Annotated in this window: 18 protein-coding genes and 1 riboswitch; of the genes, 6 read left to right on the forward strand and 12 right to left on the reverse strand. The window is 70.1% G+C overall.

Annotation, left to right across the window (positions count from 1 at the left end; translation table 11 throughout):
• Positions 1–18: 18 nt before the first annotated feature.
• From OG798_RS12790 to OG798_RS12800, 3 genes are read right to left on the reverse strand one after another with little or no spacing between them, the layout of a single operon-like run.
• Positions 19–1,029 carry an EamA family transporter gene (locus OG798_RS12790; protein WP_095855902.1) on the reverse strand — a complete coding sequence of 337 codons (1,011 nt, stop codon included), beginning with the start codon at positions 1,027–1,029 and terminating at the stop codon, positions 19–21.
• Between the two features lie 46 nt (positions 1,030–1,075).
• Positions 1,076–1,705 (reverse strand): Clp protease N-terminal domain-containing protein, encoded by a 630-nt coding sequence (locus tag OG798_RS12795; protein WP_267061254.1) that lies wholly within the window; start codon positions 1,703–1,705, stop codon positions 1,076–1,078.
• A 13-nt stretch (positions 1,706–1,718) separates the two neighbouring features.
• Positions 1,719–1,946: a hypothetical protein gene (locus OG798_RS12800; RefSeq protein ID WP_121416778.1), complete on the reverse strand. Its 228-nt coding sequence runs from the start codon at positions 1,944–1,946 to the stop codon at positions 1,719–1,721.
• Between the two features lie 104 nt (positions 1,947–2,050).
• Here OG798_RS12800 and OG798_RS12805 point away from each other — a divergent pair, with 104 nt between their 5' ends.
• The gene (locus tag OG798_RS12805) at positions 2,051–2,479 is read left to right on the forward strand and encodes a type II toxin-antitoxin system Rv0910 family toxin (RefSeq protein WP_328757002.1); all 429 of its coding nucleotides are present in this window, start codon (positions 2,051–2,053) and stop codon (positions 2,477–2,479) included.
• Positions 2,480–2,580: 101 nt separating this feature from the next.
• Here the strand turns inward: OG798_RS12805 and OG798_RS12810 are convergent, their stop codons facing one another.
• A complete protein-coding gene (locus tag OG798_RS12810; protein WP_075032588.1) occupies positions 2,581–3,234 on the reverse strand; it encodes a PadR family transcriptional regulator in 654 nt (217 codons plus the stop codon).
• A 175-nt stretch (positions 3,235–3,409) separates the two neighbouring features.
• Here OG798_RS12810 and OG798_RS12815 point away from each other — a divergent pair, with 175 nt between their 5' ends.
• Positions 3,410–4,225 (forward strand): PhzF family phenazine biosynthesis protein, encoded by an 816-nt coding sequence (locus OG798_RS12815; RefSeq protein ID WP_095855899.1) that lies wholly within the window; start codon positions 3,410–3,412, stop codon positions 4,223–4,225.
• Between the two features lie 78 nt (positions 4,226–4,303).
• Here OG798_RS12815 and OG798_RS12820 read toward each other — a convergent pair whose 3' ends face one another.
• Positions 4,304–5,104, reverse strand: coding sequence for a CPBP family intramembrane glutamic endopeptidase (locus OG798_RS12820; protein WP_067379079.1), 801 nt, complete (start codon positions 5,102–5,104; stop codon positions 4,304–4,306).
• 198 nt (positions 5,105–5,302) lie between these two features.
• Between OG798_RS12820 and OG798_RS12825 the strand changes: the two genes are divergently transcribed.
• Positions 5,303–7,072 carry a substrate-binding and VWA domain-containing protein gene (locus tag OG798_RS12825; protein WP_328757004.1) on the forward strand — a complete coding sequence of 590 codons (1,770 nt, stop codon included), beginning with the start codon at positions 5,303–5,305 and terminating at the stop codon, positions 7,070–7,072.
• 250 nt (positions 7,073–7,322) lie between these two features.
• On the opposite strand, the gene OG798_RS12830 is transcribed toward OG798_RS12825, so the two are convergent.
• Positions 7,323–8,843 carry a glutamate-cysteine ligase family protein gene (locus tag OG798_RS12830; protein WP_095855896.1) on the reverse strand — a complete coding sequence of 507 codons (1,521 nt, stop codon included), beginning with the start codon at positions 8,841–8,843 and terminating at the stop codon, positions 7,323–7,325.
• Positions 8,844–9,380: 537 nt separating this feature from the next.
• On the opposite strand from OG798_RS12830, the gene OG798_RS12835 reads away from it, so the two are divergent.
• Both OG798_RS12835 and OG798_RS12840 read left to right on the forward strand, forming a co-directional pair.
• Entirely contained in the window at positions 9,381–9,965 is a 585-nt protein-coding gene (locus tag OG798_RS12835) for a hypothetical protein (RefSeq protein ID WP_267061259.1), read from the forward strand.
• A gap of 391 nt (positions 9,966–10,356) precedes the next feature.
• Positions 10,357–10,563: a DUF5999 family protein gene (locus tag OG798_RS12840; protein ID WP_054229126.1), complete on the forward strand. Its 207-nt coding sequence runs from the start codon at positions 10,357–10,359 to the stop codon at positions 10,561–10,563.
• A gap of 99 nt (positions 10,564–10,662) precedes the next feature.
• Here the strand turns inward: OG798_RS12840 and gcvP are convergent, their stop codons facing one another.
• Positions 10,663–13,548, reverse strand: coding sequence for an aminomethyl-transferring glycine dehydrogenase (gcvP, locus tag OG798_RS12845; RefSeq protein WP_121416776.1), 2,886 nt, complete (start codon positions 13,546–13,548; stop codon positions 10,663–10,665).
• 180 nt (positions 13,549–13,728) lie between these two features.
• Positions 13,729–13,824, reverse strand: a riboswitch (glycine riboswitch).
• A 114-nt stretch (positions 13,825–13,938) separates the two neighbouring features.
• Here gcvP and OG798_RS12850 point away from each other — a divergent pair.
• On the forward strand, positions 13,939–14,310 hold the full coding sequence (locus tag OG798_RS12850; protein WP_054229128.1) for a PRC-barrel domain-containing protein: 372 nt from the start codon (positions 13,939–13,941) through the stop codon (positions 14,308–14,310).
• 115 nt (positions 14,311–14,425) lie between these two features.
• On the opposite strand, the gene OG798_RS12855 is transcribed toward OG798_RS12850, so the two are convergent.
• The 5 genes from OG798_RS12855 to OG798_RS12875 form a co-directional block, all read right to left on the reverse strand.
• Positions 14,426–15,820 carry a DNA polymerase IV gene (locus tag OG798_RS12855; protein WP_328757007.1) on the reverse strand — a complete coding sequence of 465 codons (1,395 nt, stop codon included), beginning with the start codon at positions 15,818–15,820 and terminating at the stop codon, positions 14,426–14,428.
• 44 nt (positions 15,821–15,864) lie between these two features.
• Positions 15,865–16,509 (reverse strand): MerR family transcriptional regulator, encoded by a 645-nt coding sequence (locus tag OG798_RS12860; RefSeq protein WP_079090415.1) that lies wholly within the window; start codon positions 16,507–16,509, stop codon positions 15,865–15,867.
• 307 nt (positions 16,510–16,816) lie between these two features.
• Positions 16,817–17,290 (reverse strand): bifunctional nuclease family protein, encoded by a 474-nt coding sequence (locus OG798_RS12865; protein ID WP_006123076.1) that lies wholly within the window; start codon positions 17,288–17,290, stop codon positions 16,817–16,819.
• A gap of 86 nt (positions 17,291–17,376) precedes the next feature.
• Positions 17,377–18,141: a transcriptional regulator FtsR gene (gene ftsR / locus OG798_RS12870; RefSeq protein WP_095855892.1), complete on the reverse strand. Its 765-nt coding sequence runs from the start codon at positions 18,139–18,141 to the stop codon at positions 17,377–17,379.
• A gap of 42 nt (positions 18,142–18,183) precedes the next feature.
• Entirely contained in the window at positions 18,184–19,149 is a 966-nt protein-coding gene (locus OG798_RS12875) for an FHA domain-containing protein (RefSeq protein WP_075033617.1), read from the reverse strand.
• Between the last annotated feature and the right edge of the window lie 23 nt (positions 19,150–19,172).

Consider the following 19,172-nt stretch of genomic DNA (forward strand, 5'->3'; position numbering starts at 1 on the left):
GAAGGCATGGTCGGCACCTTAGACGGCGGTCCCGTGGGCCGACAACTCCCTTTCGGCGCCGCTCCCGCCACTCGCGACCGGCCCGTCCGAGGGCTTCGCGGGCGCCGACGACTGTGCGATGAACGCGCCGACCAGCACCACCGCACCGCCGACGATCTGCGGCGCCGAGAGATGTTCGCCGAGCAGGACCCAGGCGAGCACCGTCGCGATGACCGCCTCCAGGCAGGCCACGACGCCCGCGACCTGCGGGGAGAGCCTGCGCACGGAGAGCACTCCGGTGACGTAGGCGACGACGGTCGCGATCAGCACGATCCAGCCGAGCAGCAAGGAGGCGGCGACGGAGGTGCCGTTCATGTCCGCGCTGCCCCCGAGCAGCGACCAGTCCATGGTCCAGGGACGTGCGACGACCGTCAGCACGAGGGTGCCGACGAGCAGGCCGTACGCGATGACACCGAGGGGGTCCGGTGCCTCCTCGCCCGCGTCGCTGCCCTGGTCGGACAGGACGAAGTAACCGACCTGGCAGCAGGCGGCGCCCAGCGCGAGCAGCAGCCCGACGACGTCGAAGCTCAGCCCGGACCACACCTCGACGACACAGGCGAGCCCGCCGACCGCGAGGACGACCCCGAGCGCCGCGGCGCGGGTCACGGGCCGGCGCTGCACGAACCGCACCCAGCCGAGCACGAGCGCCGGCGCCAGATACTCGACGAGCAGTGCGACACCGACGGGGATACGCGATATCGCGGCGAAGTAGCAGGCCTGGACGCCCGCCACGGCGAGCAGTCCGAACCCGACGAGCAGCGCGGGGCGCCGCCGTACGAGAGCGCGATGGCGCACGGCCAGCGGCAGCATCACCAGGGCCGCGCCCGCGACCCGCAGCCACACCACGTGGAGCGGGTCGAGCCCCGCCTCGATCAGCGGCTTCGCCGCGACACCCGATCCGCCGAAGGCGACCGCCGACGCGAGGGCGAGGCCCAGCCCGACGCCCTTCCCACGGTTGTCCTGACTGCCCTGAGAGGTATGCACCGGCACATGATGACAGGCGACGACATGAGCGTCACCCCCGATGACACCTGTCTCAACGATTGGACTGGCAGCCCGGGTCGCCACCGCCGACGTACGTCTCGAAGTCGAGGCGGAACTCGCATGCGAACTCGTCCTCGGCGTCGAAGGCGTTCTCGATGCGCAGAAGCAGCGTCCGGGCGTCCACGCCGGCCCGCCGCAGGACCTCGACGGCCCGCGCCTGCGGATCGGTGACGATCGAGGCGAGCAGATCGAGACAGCGGGCCCGTTCGTCACCCCGCCGTTCGGCACGCTCGCACGCGCTCTCCATGGCTCCGGCCGCCACCGGTGACCAGCCCGCCTCGGCCACGACCCGCGACCAGCCCGCCTCGGCGACGACCGGAACCGCCCCCGAGTCCTCGACGCCGCTCTGCCAGCGCAGTCCGTAGCCGATGCTGCGCTGCACGAGATAGCCGAGCAGCCGGGCGACCTGCGGGGCGCCGTCGAAGACGGCACGCACCTGGGGGTCGGCCTCCAGCAGTGAGTGCAGCAGATGGGCGGTGTCGATCTGCCGGTCGCCGTCCCGCAGCGCCCGCCTGCGTGCGCCGGAGACCACCGACGCCAGCTCGGCTGCGAGCCTGGCATCGAGTTCCGTGCGGTGGGAGCCGCTCTCGGCGGCGGGCTGCTGGGGGATACGCGGTGGCACAACCCCTACCCCATCAGTCCCGGCGACCCGGGTCATCCTCGGTGGGCAGCATCTTCACGTCCCACACAGGGTGGGCTTCCGCGAGCACGTTCTCCTCCTTACGGATGACTTCGCACTCTTTCTCCCCCAGGTTCTCCCTCAAGGCGCGCGCCGCCTTGCTTCCCGCGTAAGCCCCAAGGATGCGCCGCGCGCGTGGGACCTGTTCGACGCGGCGGTGATACGGCAGGTGGGCCGAGTTCACAATTCCTGACGGTTCATCAGTATTGAATGTTCCGAGGGCTGCGGCTACGTTCCGCGACACCGTAGCTGCGCCGGGCGCAGCGCCTGACACGAAGGGGTGGTCGCATGGCCGAAGTCAGCGCGGAAGCACGCATCGAGGCGCCGGCCGAGAAGGTCTGGGCGCAGCTCACGGACTTCTCCTCGTACGGCGAGTGGAACTCGACCCACACCAACTTCCCCAAGGGTGGCCCCGCCTCACTCGAGGTCGGCGGCACCTTCCAGGAGAACATGAAGCTCATGGGGTTCCCGGCCGAGGTCGAGTGGACCATCGAGGAACTGGAGCCCGCCCGCACCCTGGCCATCCGCGGCAAGGGCCCCATGGCGGTGACCGTCGCCACCCGCTACACCCTGACCCCCAACGGCGACGCCACCTCGGTGCGGATCGACGGGGAGTTCACCGGCGCGGCCGTCTCGCTGATGGCGGGCAAGCTCAAGGACTCGGCGACGGCCGCCCTCAACGAATCGCTGCGCAAGCTGGCCGGACTGGTGACCTGACTCCCACGCCTGACCCGAGACCCGCATCCAGCCCCCGTACATGGACAGGCGCCCCGCGGAAACACTTCCACGGGGCGCCGTCAGATACCACAGCATGCCCGTCAGTCCTCGTCGGCGAGGATCAGGTACAGCTTCTTGCGGGCTTCGTTGATGACCGCCAGCGCCTTGTCGCGCTGGTCCTTGCTGCCGGTCTTCCAGACCTGCCCGAAGGCCTCCATGAGACCGAAGCCGGCCTGCCGGATCTCGTGCAGCGTCTCCCAGTCGACCCCGCGCCCGGCCTCTTCCCACGGCGCCTCGGGGCCCGCCTCGGCCGCTTCGCGGCCTTCGTCGGTGAGCGAGAAGAGCTTCTTGCCGCCCTCTGCCGCACTGGTGATGAGGCCCTCGTCCTCCAGCAGCTGGAGGGTCGGGTAGACCGAACCCGGGCTGGGCTTCCACGCCCCGCCGCTGCGCTCGGCGATCTCCTGGATCATCTCGTAGCCGTGCATGGGCCGGTCCTTGAGAAGGGCCAGGATCGACGCGCGTACGTCACCGCGCCGCGCCCTGCCGCCCGGACCGCCCCGGCCGCCGCGCCTGCCACCCCAGGGGCCCGGCCCGAAGCCGAACCCGGGGCCGCCGGGACCACCGCCCGGACCACCCGGACCGAAGGGCCCGAAAGCCCCGCGCCGCCCTTCGAAGCGGCCCCGGTCACGCGGACCGGGCCCACCGTGTCGGCCATGTCCACGTTCGAATCCAAATTCCTGTCCTTGGGGACGCATCGCCATCACTCCATTCGTTCTTTGATCGGTCGCGATGCGTCAACGATATATCGGAATAGCTCGCCTGACAACCCTCGGAAGTCCGGGCAGGTCAGGGGGCCGGACGGCCACAACCGGTCCAGTTCCACGGAATTGGCGTTGTCCCGCGGCCCACGCGGGCCGCTAGCGTCGGGGCATGCGGATTCGAATCGTCGACGCCTTCACCGACCGTCCCTTCACGGGCAACCCGGCCGGGGTCCTCCTTCTCGACCACGACACCTTCCCCGAGGACAGCCGGCTCCAGAGCGTCGCCCTGGAGGTCAACCACGCGGAGACGGCCTTCGCGCACCGCCTCCCCGAGGGCGGCGACGCCGACTGGGCGCTGCGCTGGTTCACCCCCGTCGCCGAGGTCGCGATGTGCGGGCACGCGACCCTCGCCACCGCACACGTCCTGCGCACCACGGGCGCCCACACGGGACCGGTGCGGTTCGCCACGCTCAGCGGCGTACTCGTCGCCATGCCCCACGAGGACGGTTCCCTGACGCTGGACTTCCCCACCGCTCCGCTCACCCCGGTCGAGGTCCCGGACGGCGTCGCCGAGGCCCTGGGCGCCGAGCCGCTCACGACCTTCGACACCGGCCCGAACACCGGCGACCTGCTGATCGAGGTCGCCGACGAGAAGACGGTCAGGGGACTCGCCCCCGATCACAGGGCCCTCGCCCGGTACTCCGAGCGCGGCATCATCGCGACCGCCCGCGCCGAAGACCCCTCCCAGGGCTACGACTTCGTCTCGCGCTGCTTCTTCCCGAACCTCGGCATCGACGAGGACCCGGTCACCGGCAGCGCCCACACCGCCCTCGCGCCCTACTGGTCCGAGCGCCTCGGCCGCCCCGGCCTCACCGGCCTGCAGGCCTCCCCGCGCTCCGGCCTCGTCCGCACCGAGCTGCGCGGCAACCGCACGCTGCTCACAGGCCACGCGGTCACGGTCATCGAGGGCGAACTCCTCGCGTAGCGACGCACGAAAAAGCCGTACAAAAAAGGGGCGTACGAGAGTGTCGTACGCCCCTTTCGGACCCGCTCACGCCGCTGCTCAGGCGGTCGGCAGCCAGCCCACCTTCCCCGCCAGCAGCGCGTATCCCACGAACGCCCCGATGTCGAGCAGCGAGTGCGCCACCACGAGCGGTCCGACCCGGCCCCACCGCCGGTACAGGTAGACGAAGACCACGCCCATCGCCATGTTCCCGATGAAACCACCGATGCCCTGATAGAGGTGGTACGAGCCGCGCAGCACCGCGCTCGCCACCAGCGCGGTCCCCGGCGTCCAGCCCAGCTGCCCGAGCCGGCGCAGCAGGTACCCGACGACGATGACCTCCTCCAGTACGGCGTTCTGCACGGCCGACAGGATCAGGACCGGGTACTTCCACCACACGTCGGGCAGCGCTTCCGGCACCACGGTCAGGTTGGCGCCGAACCCCCGGGCCGCCAGGTAGAAGGCGATGCCCGTGCTACCGATCACCGCCGCGATCGCGGCCCCCCGCCCGAGGTCGGGCCAGGGCCGCGTACGGTCGAACCCGATCACACGCAGTCCCTTGCCCTCCCTCATCAGGAAGTGCGCGACCAGGGCGACCGGGACCAGGGCCGACGCGATGCCGAACAACTGCCAGGCCAGATCAAGCCAGGGGCGACCCGGCGCGGCCGAGGCGTTGAGGGTGGCCGCCTGGTCCTTGAGACCCCCCGGTTTGGTGACCGACCCGACAAAGCTGATCAGCGCGGACACTCCGCTCGCCCCGAGCGACAGGCCCAGGACGAGCAGTGTTTCGTCCCGGAAAATCCGTCGTGTCAGCCGCTCCTCGGGAAAAGAATCGGCCACCGACCCCGCCTCCACCTGCACTCCCGCCTCCAGTTGAGTAATCCCGCCGCATCCTCATCTTCGCCCCGCTAGGGTCTCGAAAGAAGTTGCGAAGATCGTGTGCGACAGGCCGTCGGGTGGACGGACGCCGTACGGGCGTACCTCCCCGTCGCCTTTGCCTCATGGCCGTCTCTACGGCTTTCTCGCGACTCCGGCTCATCCAGGGAGGGCACCACCGTCATGGGACGTCACAGCTTGCCCGATGCGTACGGGGCGGGCGCGGCCGACCCCCGTCCACGCGCACGCCGCCGTACGGTGGCCATCGCGACGGTGTTGGTGCTCACGGTCGCCGCGGGCACGGCGGTCGCGGTCCGCGGTGGTCTGCTCTCCTTCGGCTCGTCCTGCCGGGACAACGCCGTGCCCCTCAAGATCGCCGCGTCCCCGGACATGGCGCCCGCCCTCAGGGCCGTCGCCGAACAGGCCCGCGACCACAACATCACCTCCGACGGCCACTGCATCGCCGTGACCGTGACGGCCCGCGAGTCGTACAAGGTCGCCGACGCACTGAGGTCGGGCAACAAGTCCGACGTCCAGGCGTGGGTGCCGGACTCCGCACTGTGGGTGAACCGGGTCAGTGGTGAGAGCAACGCGACCCGGGTGACCGCGGCGGGCAGCGTCGCCTCCTCGCCGGTCGGCGTCGCGATGGTCCCGTCGGCCGCGAAGTCGCTGGGGTGGCCCGAGAAGACGTACACCTGGACCGAGTTGGCGGGCGCGGCGCTGCGGGACGACCGGCTGAGGCTCGGTGCGGCCGACCCGGTGCGCAGCGCGGCCGGCCTGCTCGCGCTGACCCAGCTCAATACCGCCGCGGCCACCGTCAAGGGAGGTGACACCCAGGTGGCGGCCATGGCGAAGACGCTCTCCCAGCGCACGTCCGACAGCGACAGTCAGGTCCTGGACACCCTCCCGCGTGACTCCTCCGGCACCAAGCAGGGCAGTCCGCAACGCAACCAGGCGCTGATCCTCTCCGAGCAGTCGGCGTTCGCGTACAACTCCTCGGCCGGCGGCGGCGCCGGACTCGAGCTCTTCTATCCCACGGACGGCTCACCGCGGCTCGACTACCCGTTCACCCTGGTCGACGAGTCACGGCTGAGCACCGACACGAGCCGTGCCGCCCTGCGGTTCATGACGCTGCTCGGCGAGTCGGACGGGCAGCGGATCCTGGAGCGGTACGGGTTCCGCACGGACGACGAGAAGGTCTCGCCCGCGCTGGTCACCAAGGCCGGGGGGCGAGCCCCGCAGCCGTTCGCGCGCGCCGCGCTCGAACCCACCCCGGCGAAGGCGGTCGACGAGGCACTCGGCACGTGGACGATCACGGTGCAGAGCGCCCGGATCACCACGGTCGTCGACGCCTCCGCGTCCATGGCGCAGCCGGTGCCGGGCACCGGCCAGTCCCGTATGGACGTCACCAGGGCGTCCCTGCTGCAGGCCCTCGCGACCTTCACCTCGGAGGACGAGATCGGGCTGTGGAAGTTCTCCACCCGCCTGGACGACGACCGCGACTATCGGGTGCTCGTGCCCACGGAACGCCTGGGCGACCGCAAGGGCAACGGCACCCAGCGGGACAGGCTGTCGGCGGCGTTCAGCTCCCTGTCTCCCGTCCCGAACGGCGCGACGGGCCTGTACGACACCACGCTCGCCGCGTACAAGGCGGCCACCTCCTCCTATGTCAAGGGGAAGTTCAACGCGCTGGTGCTGCTGACCGACGGCGTCAATCAGGACCCGGGGAGCATCTCGCGCTCCGCCCTCGTCACCCAACTGCGGAAGCTCAGCGACCCACAGCGCCCGGTGCCGCTCATCGCCATCGCCGTGGGCCCGGACGCCGACAAGGCGGAGGTCCAGGAGATCGCCAAGGCGACCGGCGGCTCCGGCCAGCAGGTCAACGACCCCACGCAGATCCACTCGGTGATCCTCAGGGCGATCGTGGCAGCGGGCAACCAGAGCCAAGGCTGACACCAGAACCCCAAACAACCCCGGGCCAGCGACGCACGCCACCCGGCCCGAGGGGGGCGCCACACCCCGCCGGACCCGGCGCACCGGCGCAGGCGGCCCCACCCGGGCCACCACCACAGCCCACCCGGCCCGGCGACCATGTCACCAGCGGCCTGGCCAGGGACAACCGCTCGGGGCACGCTCCGCCCCCCCTGAACACCCGCCGCGAGCAGCCCACCCCAGAGACACCGCCGCAGGCAGACCGCCCCGGTCAGCCCAGCGGTACCGGCTCCGGCAGTCCCACCGGCCAGGTGTGCACGGGCTCACCGAGGTGCATCAGCTCGCCGTAGCGCCGGGTCGTCGCGGCCAGCGCGGCATCCCTCGCGAGGCCCTTCTCCAGCGCCTGGTGGAAGGTGGCCGTCTGCCAGGTCGCCCCGTTGGCACGCAGCCGGCACCGGTCCTCGATCACCCCCAGGTAGTAGTCCCGGTCGGCCGGCTCGACGCCCCACGCGTCCAGCCCCGCCGCGGCGAGCGGCAGCAGTTCGTCACGGACCAGGTGCACGGCCTCGATCTGCGCGGTGGTACCCCCGTACCGTCCCCGCCGCGGCCACTCCAGACGCGCGTCGATGCCATGGCGGCAGGCCGCGTCGAAGTTGGCCGCCGCGGACTCGAACGACAGCCGTGTCCACACGGGCCGCGCCTCCTCGGCGAGCGCACGCACGACCCCGTAGTAGAACGCCGCGTTGGCGACGACATCGGTGACGGTGGGGCCGGCGGGCAGCACCCGGTTCTCCACGCGCAGGTGCGGGACTCCGTCGGCGACGTCGTACACGGGCCGGTTCCAGCGGTAGACCGTGCCGTTGTGCAGCACGAGTTCGGCGAGCCGGGGAATGCCTCCGGCGTCGAGGACCGCGAGCGGGTCCTCCTCGTCGCTGATGGGCAGCAGAGGCGGGAAGAAGCGCAGGTTCTCCTCGAAGAGGTCGTACGCCGAGGAGATCCACCGCTCGCCGAACCAGGTGCGCGGACGCACCCCCTGCGCCTGGAGCTCGGGCGGCCGGGTGTCGGTGGACTGCTGGAACAGCGGCGGCCGCGACTCGCGCCACAGCTCACGGCCGAACAGGAAGGGCGAGTTGGCACCTATCGCGACCTGCACGGCGGCAACGGCCTGCGCCGCGTTCCACACGTCCGCGAAGCGCGCCGGGGTGACCTGGAGGTGCAACTGCACGGAGGTGCAGGCGGCCTCGGGCGCGATGGACTTCGACGTACAGACGAGGCGCTCCACCCCGTCGATGTCGAGCACGAAGTCCTCGCCACGGGCGGCCACGATTTGATCGTTGAGCAGGGTGTAGCGATCGACGTCCGACAGGTTCGAGGAGACCAGGTCGTCACGGTCGAGCGTCGGCAGAATCCCGATCATCATGATTCCCGCGTCGAGTTCGCCTGCCTTTCGATGGGCATATGCGAGTGAGGTGTGCAGCTCCTCGGCGAGCCGGTCGAATACCCGTCCGTCCAATCGATGTGGGGCTATGTTGACTTCCAGGTTGAACATGGCAAGTTCTGTTTGAAAGTCTCGGCTCGCAATCCTTTCGAGTACTTGCGCATTCATCATCCTGGGCATGCCGTCGGGTCCGGCGAGATTCAGTTCGATCTCCAGGCCCATGAGATTCTTCGGGCGATCGAACCGCTTCTCCTCCAGCAGCCTCGCCAGCCCCGTCAGACACTGCCGGAGCTTGCCTCGGTAGTGCTGGCGATCGGACAGGTCGTACGACCCTGCCACGACCTTCTCTCCCATCGAAGTGTCCCTCCTCGAATGGGCAGGCCGATCCTCCGGCCCCTGCCGTCCCGGAGGATGATGCCCAGGCAACACGATCGATAACGCCCTGTACAGCCTCGTCGACCGCTACCCTGGTACCCGTTGTCCGGAGGCACATTCACGAGGCATGAACCAGAGCACAGTTTCAGCCTGACACGATCTCGTGAAAAACGCCGACGAGAATCGGCCGACCGCTCCGACAAAGCAATCCGAGGTCATCGACGGGCCCCGACACAGAATCGGGATGAACCTCTCGTTTCGTCGACCGAATATCGCCTTGCTCTTCATATTCAGGACGGCTAGACGAAACACCATCTGAACACGTGTCGTATAAACTCCGCAAACGAGGCGGAGAGTTGGCGCTCGCGGTCCTAGGTCCTGTCGTCGAGGTGACATGCGGCAGGCGACATCCTGTCGGCAGATCCAGACCCCTCGCTCCTCCGACCCCGAGAGCTGACAGCGCCGTCCGCCCCCGCCCTCGCGCCACTGTGCCTGTCGAATGAGAGGCGACCCACCATGCCGCTGCATGTCCCCCCGGCTCCCTCGCCCGCCCTGCGCACCGTCCTCACGGCACTCGGTTCCCCCACCGCAGTCCGCGAGGCCCGCACCCCGTCCCTGCGCATGGCCCAGGGACCCGTCACCCCCGAACTCCCGTTGCCCGTACACGTTCTGGACCGCATCACGCCCGCCGGCGCCTCCACCGCCCGGCTCGCCGGATGGCGCTTCCTGATCCGCTGCGGCGAGCGGTCGGTGGCCGCGGCCGACACCATGCTCACTCCCGACGGCTGGGCCTTCTCGCACTTCTTCGAAGGCCCCTACATCGCCTCCACCGAGCGCGCCCTGCGTCACGCCGAGAACATGAGCCAGCCGTACCAGCCACGGCTGTTGTCCGTTCCCGAGCTCTACATGCTCACCCTCTGGCTGCACGGCGACTGCGCCGCGGACGGCGCCACCGGGCATCCGGCCGCCACCGATCTCCTGGTGCCGCTGGCGCCCGCGCCGCCCGGTATCGCCGCGCATCGCCCGCACCGCGTCGCCGAACTCCTCCCGGTCCTCACGCACCGGCTCACTCCCGCCCCGCTACTCAGCTCGCCCGCGTAATCACTCACCTGGAAAAGCACACCCAGCGCATCGCCCCGTGCCCCGCTACCGTTGTCCCGGTCGCGGGGCACGCTGCCGCCCGAACCCGTCCGCTCGTTCGGGCCCCACAGCGCTCGTACGAGGGAGAACGCCCCCTCCGCCCCGACCGGACTAGCCCCATCCGGCCACCGCGAACCCCCCGAAGGGACCGTGCAGTTGGACTGAACCGTCCGCACGGGTGACGCGTCTCCAACCTGTGAGGAGCGCTGCTGCGAAATCCCTGCGGATTGACGCCCGTAGGGCAACACTGGGTTCACACACACGCCACCGGGGGGCGGCCATGAGCACTTCAAGCCGCGGGAAAGACACCACAGCCACCACTCATCTCTCATCCCAGCGAAAGATCCCATCCATGTGCCAGCACCAGCCGCCGTGTCCGACAGCCGAATCAGCCGACCGGGAGTCCGCCCGTCTCGTGGCGCACCACCCGGAGCAGGGATGGAGCCTGCTGTGCAACGGCGTTCTGCTCTTCGAGGACACCGGTGAGCTCCTGCCCGACGGCCAGATCATCGCCCCGCACCGCCCCCAGGGCAGCGAGCACGTGATGACGGCCGCCTGAGCCGCACAACCGGGTGGCGGTGACCGCCGCCCAGACATGGAGAGGGGCCGGCCCGGAGACGTGATCTCCGAACCGGCCCCGACGCGTATCCGAGGGTGACTACTCTTCGTAAGCGTCCAGCGGCGGGCAGGAACAGACCAGGTTCCGGTCGCCGTACGCCTGGTCGATGCGGCGCACCGGCGGCCAGTACTTGTCCGCGGCCGAGACACCGGCCGGGAAGACGGCCTCCTCGCGGGTGTACGCGTGCTCCCACTCGCCGCCGAGCGCGGCGGCGGTGTGCGGCGCGTTCCGCAGCGGGTTGTCCTCGGCCGCCCAGACGCCCGAGCCGACCTTGTCGATCTCCGCACGAATGGCGATCATCGCGTCGCAGAACCGGTCGAGCTCGATCAGGTCCTCGGACTCGGTGGGCTCGATCATCAGCGTGCCGGCCACCGGGAAGGACATCGTCGGCGCGTGGAAGCCGTAGTCGATGAGCCGCTTGGCGATGTCGTCGACGCTGACGCCGGTCGCCTTGGTCAGCGGACGCAGATCGATGATGCACTCGTGCGCGACGAGCCCGCCGGGACCGGTGTAGAGCACCGGGAAGTGCGGCTCCAGACGCTTGGCGATGTAGTTCGCCGACAGCACCGCCACCTGCGTGGCCCGCTTGAGGCCCTCACCGCCCATGAGACGGACGTACGCCCAGGAGATGGGCAGAATGCCCGCCGAGCCCCAGGGAGCGGCGGAGATCGGTCCCACGCCCGTCTCGGGGCCGGCCGCGGGCTGCAGCGGGTGGTTCGGCAGGTACGGCGCCAGGTGCGCGCGTACGCCGACCGGGCCCACGCCCGGACCGCCGCCGCCGTGCGGGATGCAGAACGTCTTGTGCAGGTTCAGGTGGGAGACGTCACCGCCGAAGTGGCCCGGCTTGGCGAGGCCCACCAGCGCGTTGAGGTTGGCGCCGTCGACGTACACCTGCCCGCCCGCCTCGTGCACCTGCGCGCAGATGTCGGCGACGTGCTCCTCGAACACACCGTGCGTCGAGGGGTACGTGATCATCAGCACCGCGAGCTCGTCGCGGTGCTGCTCGATCTTCGCGCGCAGGTCCTCGACGTCGATCTCGCCGTCCTCGGCGGTCTTCACGACGACGACCTTCATGCCGGCCATCACGGCACTCGCGGCGTTCGTGCCGTGCGCGGAGGACGGGATCAGGCAGACCGTGCGCTGGTCGTCGCCGTTGGCCCGGTGGTAGCCGCGTACGGCCAGCAGCCCGGCCAGCTCGCCCTGGGAGCCCGCGTTCGGCTGGAGCGACACCTTGTCGTACCCGGTGACCTCGGCGAGCCGCTCCTCCAGCTCCTGGATGAGGGTGAGATAGCCCTGCGCCTGCTCGGCGGGCACGAAGGGGTGCAGCTGGCCGAACTCGGGCCAGGTGACCGGTTCCATCTCGGTGGTCGCGTTGAGCTTCATGGTGCAGGAGCCCAGCGGGATCATGCCGCGGTCGAGCGCGTAGTCACGGTCGGACAGCTTGCGCAGGTAGCGCAGCATCGCGGTCTCGGAGCGGTACTGGTGGAAGACCGGGTGCGTGAGGTAGTCGTCGGTGCGCAGCAGCGCCGCGGGCAGCGTGTCCTCGGCGACCGCGTCCAGGGCCTCGATGTCACCGTCGACGCCGAACGCGGTCCAGACGGCGCCCACCTGCTTGCGGGCGGTGGTCTCGTCGCAGGCGATCGACACGTGGTCGGCGTCGACGAGGTGGAGGTTGACGCCTCCGTTGCGCGCGCCCGCCACGACCTCGGCGGCCCGGCCCGGCACCCGCGCGGTCAGCGTGTCGAAGTAGGAGCCGTGCACGACCTCGACCCCGCCGGCCGTCAGGCCCGCGGCGAGGATCGTGGCGTACCGGTGCGTACGCCGCGCGATGGTCCGCAGACCCTCCGGACCGTGGTAGACGGCGTACATGCCGGCCATCACCGCGAGCAGCACCTGCGCCGTGCAGATGTTGCTGGTCGCCTTCTCACGGCGGATGTGCTGCTCCCGCGTCTGCAGGGCGAGCCGGTACGCCTTGTGTCCGTCGGCGTCCACGGAGACGCCCACCAGCCGGCCGGGCAGGCTGCGCGCGAACTGCTCACGCACCGCCATGTATCCGGCGTGCGGACCGCCGAAGCCCATCGGCACGCCGAAGCGCTGGGTCGTACCGATCGCGATGTCGGCGCCGAGCTCACCAGGCGAGGCGAGCAGCGTGAGGGCGAGCAGGTCGGCGGCGACCGTGACGACCGCGCCGAGCTCGTGCGCCTGCTCGATGACGGGCTTCAGATCGCGTACGGCACCGGAGGCGCCCGGGTACTGGATCAGTACGCCGTTGATCTCCCGCCCGGCGATCTCGGCCGGGATGCCCTCGCCCAGGTCGGCGACGACGATCTCGACGCCGGTCGGCTCCGCGCGGGTCTCGATGACGGCGACGGTCTGCGGCAGGGTGTCCGCGTCGATCAGGAAGAGGCCCTTCTTGTTCTTGCCCATGCGCCGGGACAGCGCCATCGCCTCGGCGGCGGCGGTGCCCTCGTCGAGCAGCGAGGCGCCGGAGGTGGGCAGCCCGGTCAGCTCGGCGACGACGGTCTGGAAGTTCAGCAGCGCTTCGAGCCGCCCCTGGGAGATCTCCGGCTGGTACGGCGTGTACGCGGTGTACCAGGCCGGGTTCTCCATGACGTTGCGCAGGATCACCGGCGGCGTGAACGTGCCGTAGTAGCCGAGGCCGATCATCGAGTCGAGCACCTGGTTGCGGTCCGCGAGGGAGCGCAGCTCGGCCAGTACCTCGGCCTCGGTGCGCGCGCCCGGCAGCTCCAGCGCCTCGGCGTTCTTGATGACGTCCGGCACCGCGGCGGCCGTCAGCTCGTCGAGCGAGCCGTACCCGACCTGCGCGAGCATCTTGGCCCGCGCCTCGGAGTCGGGCCCGATGTGGCGCTGCTCGAAGGGGATTCCCTGTTCGAGCTCGGAGAGCGGAATGCGATGGGCGGTCATTGCGGAGGCCTCCTGGTCTGACACGACCTTCGAGGGGCACCACGGCGTGGGTACCCCGACGGCCTCCCCCTCTGTCATCTCAACCTGAGAGCTTCACCGGCCCGCCCACTCGCTGCGACCCGGCTTTCACCGTCGGTGAGGGCGGAGGCCTTCGACACCCGCCCTGCTTTCCAGAGTGACCTCGTCCGTGCGGTACGTGTGCCTGAGAGATTCCGGGGAGGATTTGCTCCTTCGGCGCCTCCGATGATGTCTGGAGGACTCTCCCGCACGGGGTCAGCAGCCGCTTGCCAGCCTACCAGCGAGGACAACGCACGAGCTTTCGAGTGGCCACCATCACGATTGTGCTCTTTTGTAGTGCTTACGGATGAGTTGCTAGCGAGTGGAGGGACCGTGCAGACCGACATCGATCCGCGCAACCTGATCGGCCGCAAGGCGCTCGACCGCAACGGCGCCAAGATCGGCACGGTCGACGAGGTCTATCTCGACGACGCGACCGGCGTCCCGGAGTGGGCCGCCATACGGACAGGCCTGTTCAGCAGGGACGCCTTCGTCCCCCTGGAGCCCAGCGAAGTCGTCGAGGGCACGCTGCGTGTCCCCTTCGACCGCGCCCTGATCAAGGACGCCCCCGACTTCGGCGTGGGCCGCCACCTCTCCCCCGAACAGGAACTCCAGCTCTACCACCACTACGGCCTGGACGTGACACCCCCGCCCCCACCCCCGGACCGCGACTTCGGCCGCCTGGCAGGCACGGACGAGGGTTGACTTCTCGGATGGGGCCCAGCTGACGCGCCCCGAAAGAGGCGCGGGGCTCTGACATCATGCGGCTCCGCCGCGTGGGCGCGACCAGCCACATTCCACCCGCGGCGCCGATCCGACTTCACCCCCCACGGCGCTCGCAAACGGTCCCCCGCACCAACGGCAACGGCTCCGCCAACTCCAACGCAACATCATCCGTACGAAACGTCCGCACACGCCCCGGCTCGGAGTAGGGCGTCTCGAACCGCACGGTCACCCTCCCGAGCCCACTCCCCTGCACCCATCCGTGCCCGTACTCCACATGCCGCACGTCATGCCCCGCAGGCCACCGCCGCTCGGCGGGCGGCGCCTGCTCGGCAGCCACTTCCTCCGCCCCCTCCTCGTCCGGATACTCCAGCACCGCCGACTCCCCCGCGGCGGCCTCCGCCTCCGCTTGCGCCTGAGCCTGGGCCTGGGCGAACAGGTCCTCCTGCGTGTAGTCGGCGAGCCCCGAGACGCCGACCCCCAGCAGCCGCACGCCCCCGGTCGTGTCCACCGCCTCCAGAAGCCGCGCGGCAGCCTCCCGTACGACGCCGGGGTCGTCCGTCGGCCCCCGCAGCGTCTCGGACCGGGTCAGCGTCGAGAAGTCGTACCTCCGCACCTTCAGCACGATGGTCCGCCCGGACAGCCCCGCATCCCGCAACCGCCGCACACACCGGTCGGCGAGCCGCTGCACCTCCAGGCCGACCCGCATCCGGTCGTGGATGTCCACGTCGTACGTGTCCTCCACCGACACGGACTTCGTCTCCCGCTCGGCCACCACGGGCCGCTCGTCGTGCGCCAGTGCCATCGCGTACAGCGCGTGCCCGTGCGCCTTCCCCACCAGCCGTACGAGTTCGTCCTCGCCCGCCTCGGCGATCTCGTCGACCGTGGTGATCCCGGCCCGGCGCAGATGGTCCCCGGTCGCGGGCCCGACACCCGGCAGCGTCCGCACCGACATCGGCCCCAGCAGCGCGCGCTCCGTCCCGGGTTCTATGACCACGAGACCGTCGGGCTTCGCCTGCTCCGAAGCGATCTTGGCGAGCATCTTGGACGCGGCGAGCCCCACCGAACCCGTCAGCCCCGTGACGGCGCGGATGTCCGCGCGCAGCTTCGCCCCGGCCAGCCGCGCGGAAGCCTCGTCCCAGGCCGCTTCCCCCGCCTCCAGATCGACGAACGCCTCGTCCAGGCTCAGCGGCTCCACCAGGGGCGACAACGCCCCCAGCAGCCCCATCACCTGCTCACTGACCTCCCGGTAGAGCGTGAAGCGGGGCACGAGATACGCGGCGTTCGGCGCCAGCCGCCGCGCCTGGGCCATGGGCATCGCCGAGTGCACCCCGAAGACCCGTGCCTCGTACGAGGCGGTCGCGACGACTCCGCGGGGTCCGAGCCCGCCCACGACGACGGCCTTCCCACGCAGGCTCGGCTTGGATGCCTGCTCCGCCGAGGCGAAGAAGGCATCCATGTCGAGATGCAGGATCGTAGGCGCGGTTCTCACATGTCCGATGCTGCCCTACGCCACTGACAATGCCTCTGCGGACCTCAGACGGCCCGATTGCGCCGGCGCGCCAGCTCGTCCGTCGGGTTGTGCCCGACGAGCGTCTCACCCGTGTCCACGCGCTCCCCGTGCAACTGCGAGAGCGCGCTCTCGACGTCCCGCCACACCACGCCCACGGCGATCCCGAAGACGCCCTGACCACCCTGCAACAGGGCGTGGACCTCGTCGGGCGAGGAGCATTCGTAGACGGTCGCGCCGTCGCTCATCAGCGTCATCCGCTCCAGGTCCCGGAAGCCGCGTTCCCTGAGGTGCTGGACCGTGGTGCGGATGTTCTGCAACGACACTCCCGTGTCGAGGAACCGCTTCACGATCTTCAGGACGACGACATCCCGGAAGCTGTAGAGCCGCTGGGTCCCCGACCCGTAGGCGGGCCGCACGCTCGGTTCGACCAGGCCTGTCCTGGCCCAGTAGTCCAGCTGCCGGTAGGTGATGCCCGCGGCGGCACACGCCGTGGGACCGCGGTAGCCGATCTCCTCGGCAGCCGCCCCACCCTCACCGGACTCACCGGACACCGCTGTCGGCCGCTGCGGAACGTGATCGGCCGCGCTGCCGTGAAGCGGGTACGGGCCGCTCTCCCCCAGACTTCGTCCGGGGGCACCCCCAGCCGTACCGTCGCCGCTGCTTCTCACGCCGACCTCCGTCCTTGACCTGCCCTCTCGACGGTAGGCAGTCACCGGGGGTGCGTCAACGATCGCCACACTCGGCACGCCGAGTGATAATCACCCTAGGAGTGGTTTCCCGTGTCCCACCGCGGGGAAAGGCTAGCCGAATGCTCTTGGAGCGGGCCGCAGCGCGCCACACGGGCCACGGGCAATTGCCGCCCCGGAGTCCTGCGACCCAGCGGCTCGGCCGATCCATCGGCTTGCCAGGGGGTGGACGCCACGCCTGCTCCCCGAGCCCGGGCGCCGACCGCCCACCCGCTGGCGATCAGTCCCCTCACTGGCTGTTGGTCCCGAAGTCCTCGGGCGAGATCTGGTCGAGGAACTCGCGGAACTTCTCCACCTCGTCCTCCTGCTCGTCCGGGATCGCGATGCCGGCGTCGTCGAGCACACCGTCACTGCCGTAGATCGGCGTTCCGGTGCGCAGCGCCAGCGCTATGGCGTCGGACGGGCGGGCACTGACCTCGACCCCGCTGGCGAACACCAGCTCCGCGTAGAAGACCCCCTCGCGCAGATCAGTGATGCGCACCTCGGTGAGCTCCTGGCCGACGGCTTCCAGCACGTCCTTGAACAGGTCGTGGGTCAGCGGTCGCGCGGGGGCCATGCCCTGCTGGGCGAAGGCGATCGCCGTCGCCTCCCCCGGTCCGATCCAGATGGGGAGGTAACGGTCGCCTCCCACTTCACGCAGGAGCACGATCGGTTGGTTGGAGGGCATTTCGACCCGGACACCTACGACATCGAGCTCGTTCACACAGCAACCCTAGGCCGTGCCCGGGATGTTTGGGTAGTCGGGCACAGAACGGGGGGCCGATCCGGACGCCCACCGGGCACTTCGGGTCAGGGCAGCCGGACGCCCAGCGCGGTCTGCACCAGCGCCGCGTGCAGCTTCACCGTGAGCCCCGCCAGCTCTTTCGTACGGGCCTCGGCGTGCGCCCTGGTCTGCGGATTGCGATGGCGCCGCAAAGGGGCCACCACCTGGTCCACGAGCCCCGCGTCACGTTCGGCCGCGGCCTTCATCGCGCGCAAATGGCGCGGCTCGATCCCGAACCGCCCGAGCTCGACGACGAGCGCGGCGACCGTCACCGCCTCAGCGTCATATGCCCCGTCCGCAAGCGGGGCGAGGAGTCCGTACGACTCCCACTCCTGAAGCTCCTGCTCACCGATCTCGGCGGCGGCCAGCAGCTCCGCACGGCCCACCCGGGCCGCTGTAGGTGCCTCGGACTCCCCGAAGAGGTCACCGAGCCCACCGAACGGCTCCCCGTCGTCGGAGTCGCGCTGCCGCCCCACGGACGGCAGCCGCACCGGCTCCCCACGCTCCAGAGCGTCCAGATGCTCGCGGATCACCTTCAACGGCAGATAGTGGTCCCGCTGCATCCGCAGTACATGCCCGAGGCGCTCGACGTCGGCCTGGCTGAACTTGCGATACCCCGAGGGGGTCCGCTGCGGCTCGATGAGCCCCTCCGACTCCAGGAACCGGATCTTGGAGATCGTGACTTCGGGGAACTCGTCGCGCAGCGTGTTCAGCACCGAGCCGATGCTCATCAGCCCACTGTCCGCTGCGGCGGTACCGCTCCCGGCACCGCCGCTCGGTGATCGAAGCATGGACCTTCCTGAGGGTCCCCCCGGACGGAGTCCGGGGGAGGGTCAGATGCCTCGCTGGCTCGCGTAGAAGACCAGCCGGTACTTGCCGATCTGCACCTCGTCACCGTTCGACAGCGGGACCGAGTCGATTCGCTCCCTGTTGACGTACGTACCGTTCAGGCTGCCCACGTCGGCGACCGTGAACGAGCCGTCCGCGGCGCGACGGAACTCCACATGCCGACGCGACACGGTCACGTCGTCCAGGAAGATGTCGCTCTGCGGATGACGCCCGGCCGTGGTCAGGTCACTGTCCAGCAGGAAGCGGCTGCCCGAGTTCGGACCGCGGCGCACCACCAGGAGCGCCGAGCCGAGCGGCAGCGCGTCGACGGCCGCCTGCGCCTCCGGAGAGAGCGTCGGCATCTGCGTCTGGCCGGTGACCTCGGCATCGTAGGCCTCGAGGCCCGAGATGGAGATCGTGGACGTGGTCTCGGACGGACGCTCCGGGACCGCACCGGGTCGCAGCGGCGCACCGCAGTTGGAGCAGAAGCGGCTGTTCTCCGCGTTGCGGTTACCGCACCTCGTACACACCAGGGCCGACATGGACGGATCCTCCTGCCGCGGCTGCCCCCCAGGGGCATGGGACGCGTACGGGTCGGAGGCGAACCCTCCACCCGCACTTGAGGCTGACGGTTCCCCGAAACCTATGCGTCCGGACTGGGCAGGGTCAACAGACGGCGCGCCCTGACCACCGGGAATGTCACCGACCTGGTCCCGGAACAGCGGGCGGTCGCCGCTCTGGCCCTCCGCGTCTCCATGGCGTGGTGCACGGTGTCGGGCAGTCGCGTTGTCGCTGCCCTCTCCTCGTGCGCTCTTGCCGAACAACTTCGCAAACAACTTCACGGGCGATTCCCCTTGACCGAAACAGACCCGCCCGTGGGGCAGGACGAACACTGATTGAACACACCGGTCGACCCGGACATCCTCACAACGTCCGTATCCACCAGACAGTTTCCACCACGCACCACCCATTCGGTGCGCCGACCCCCCGCAAC

It is taken from the genome of Streptomyces sp. NBC_00271 (genome assembly GCF_036178845.1).
Classification (GTDB): Bacteria; Actinomycetota; Actinomycetes; order Streptomycetales; family Streptomycetaceae; genus Streptomyces.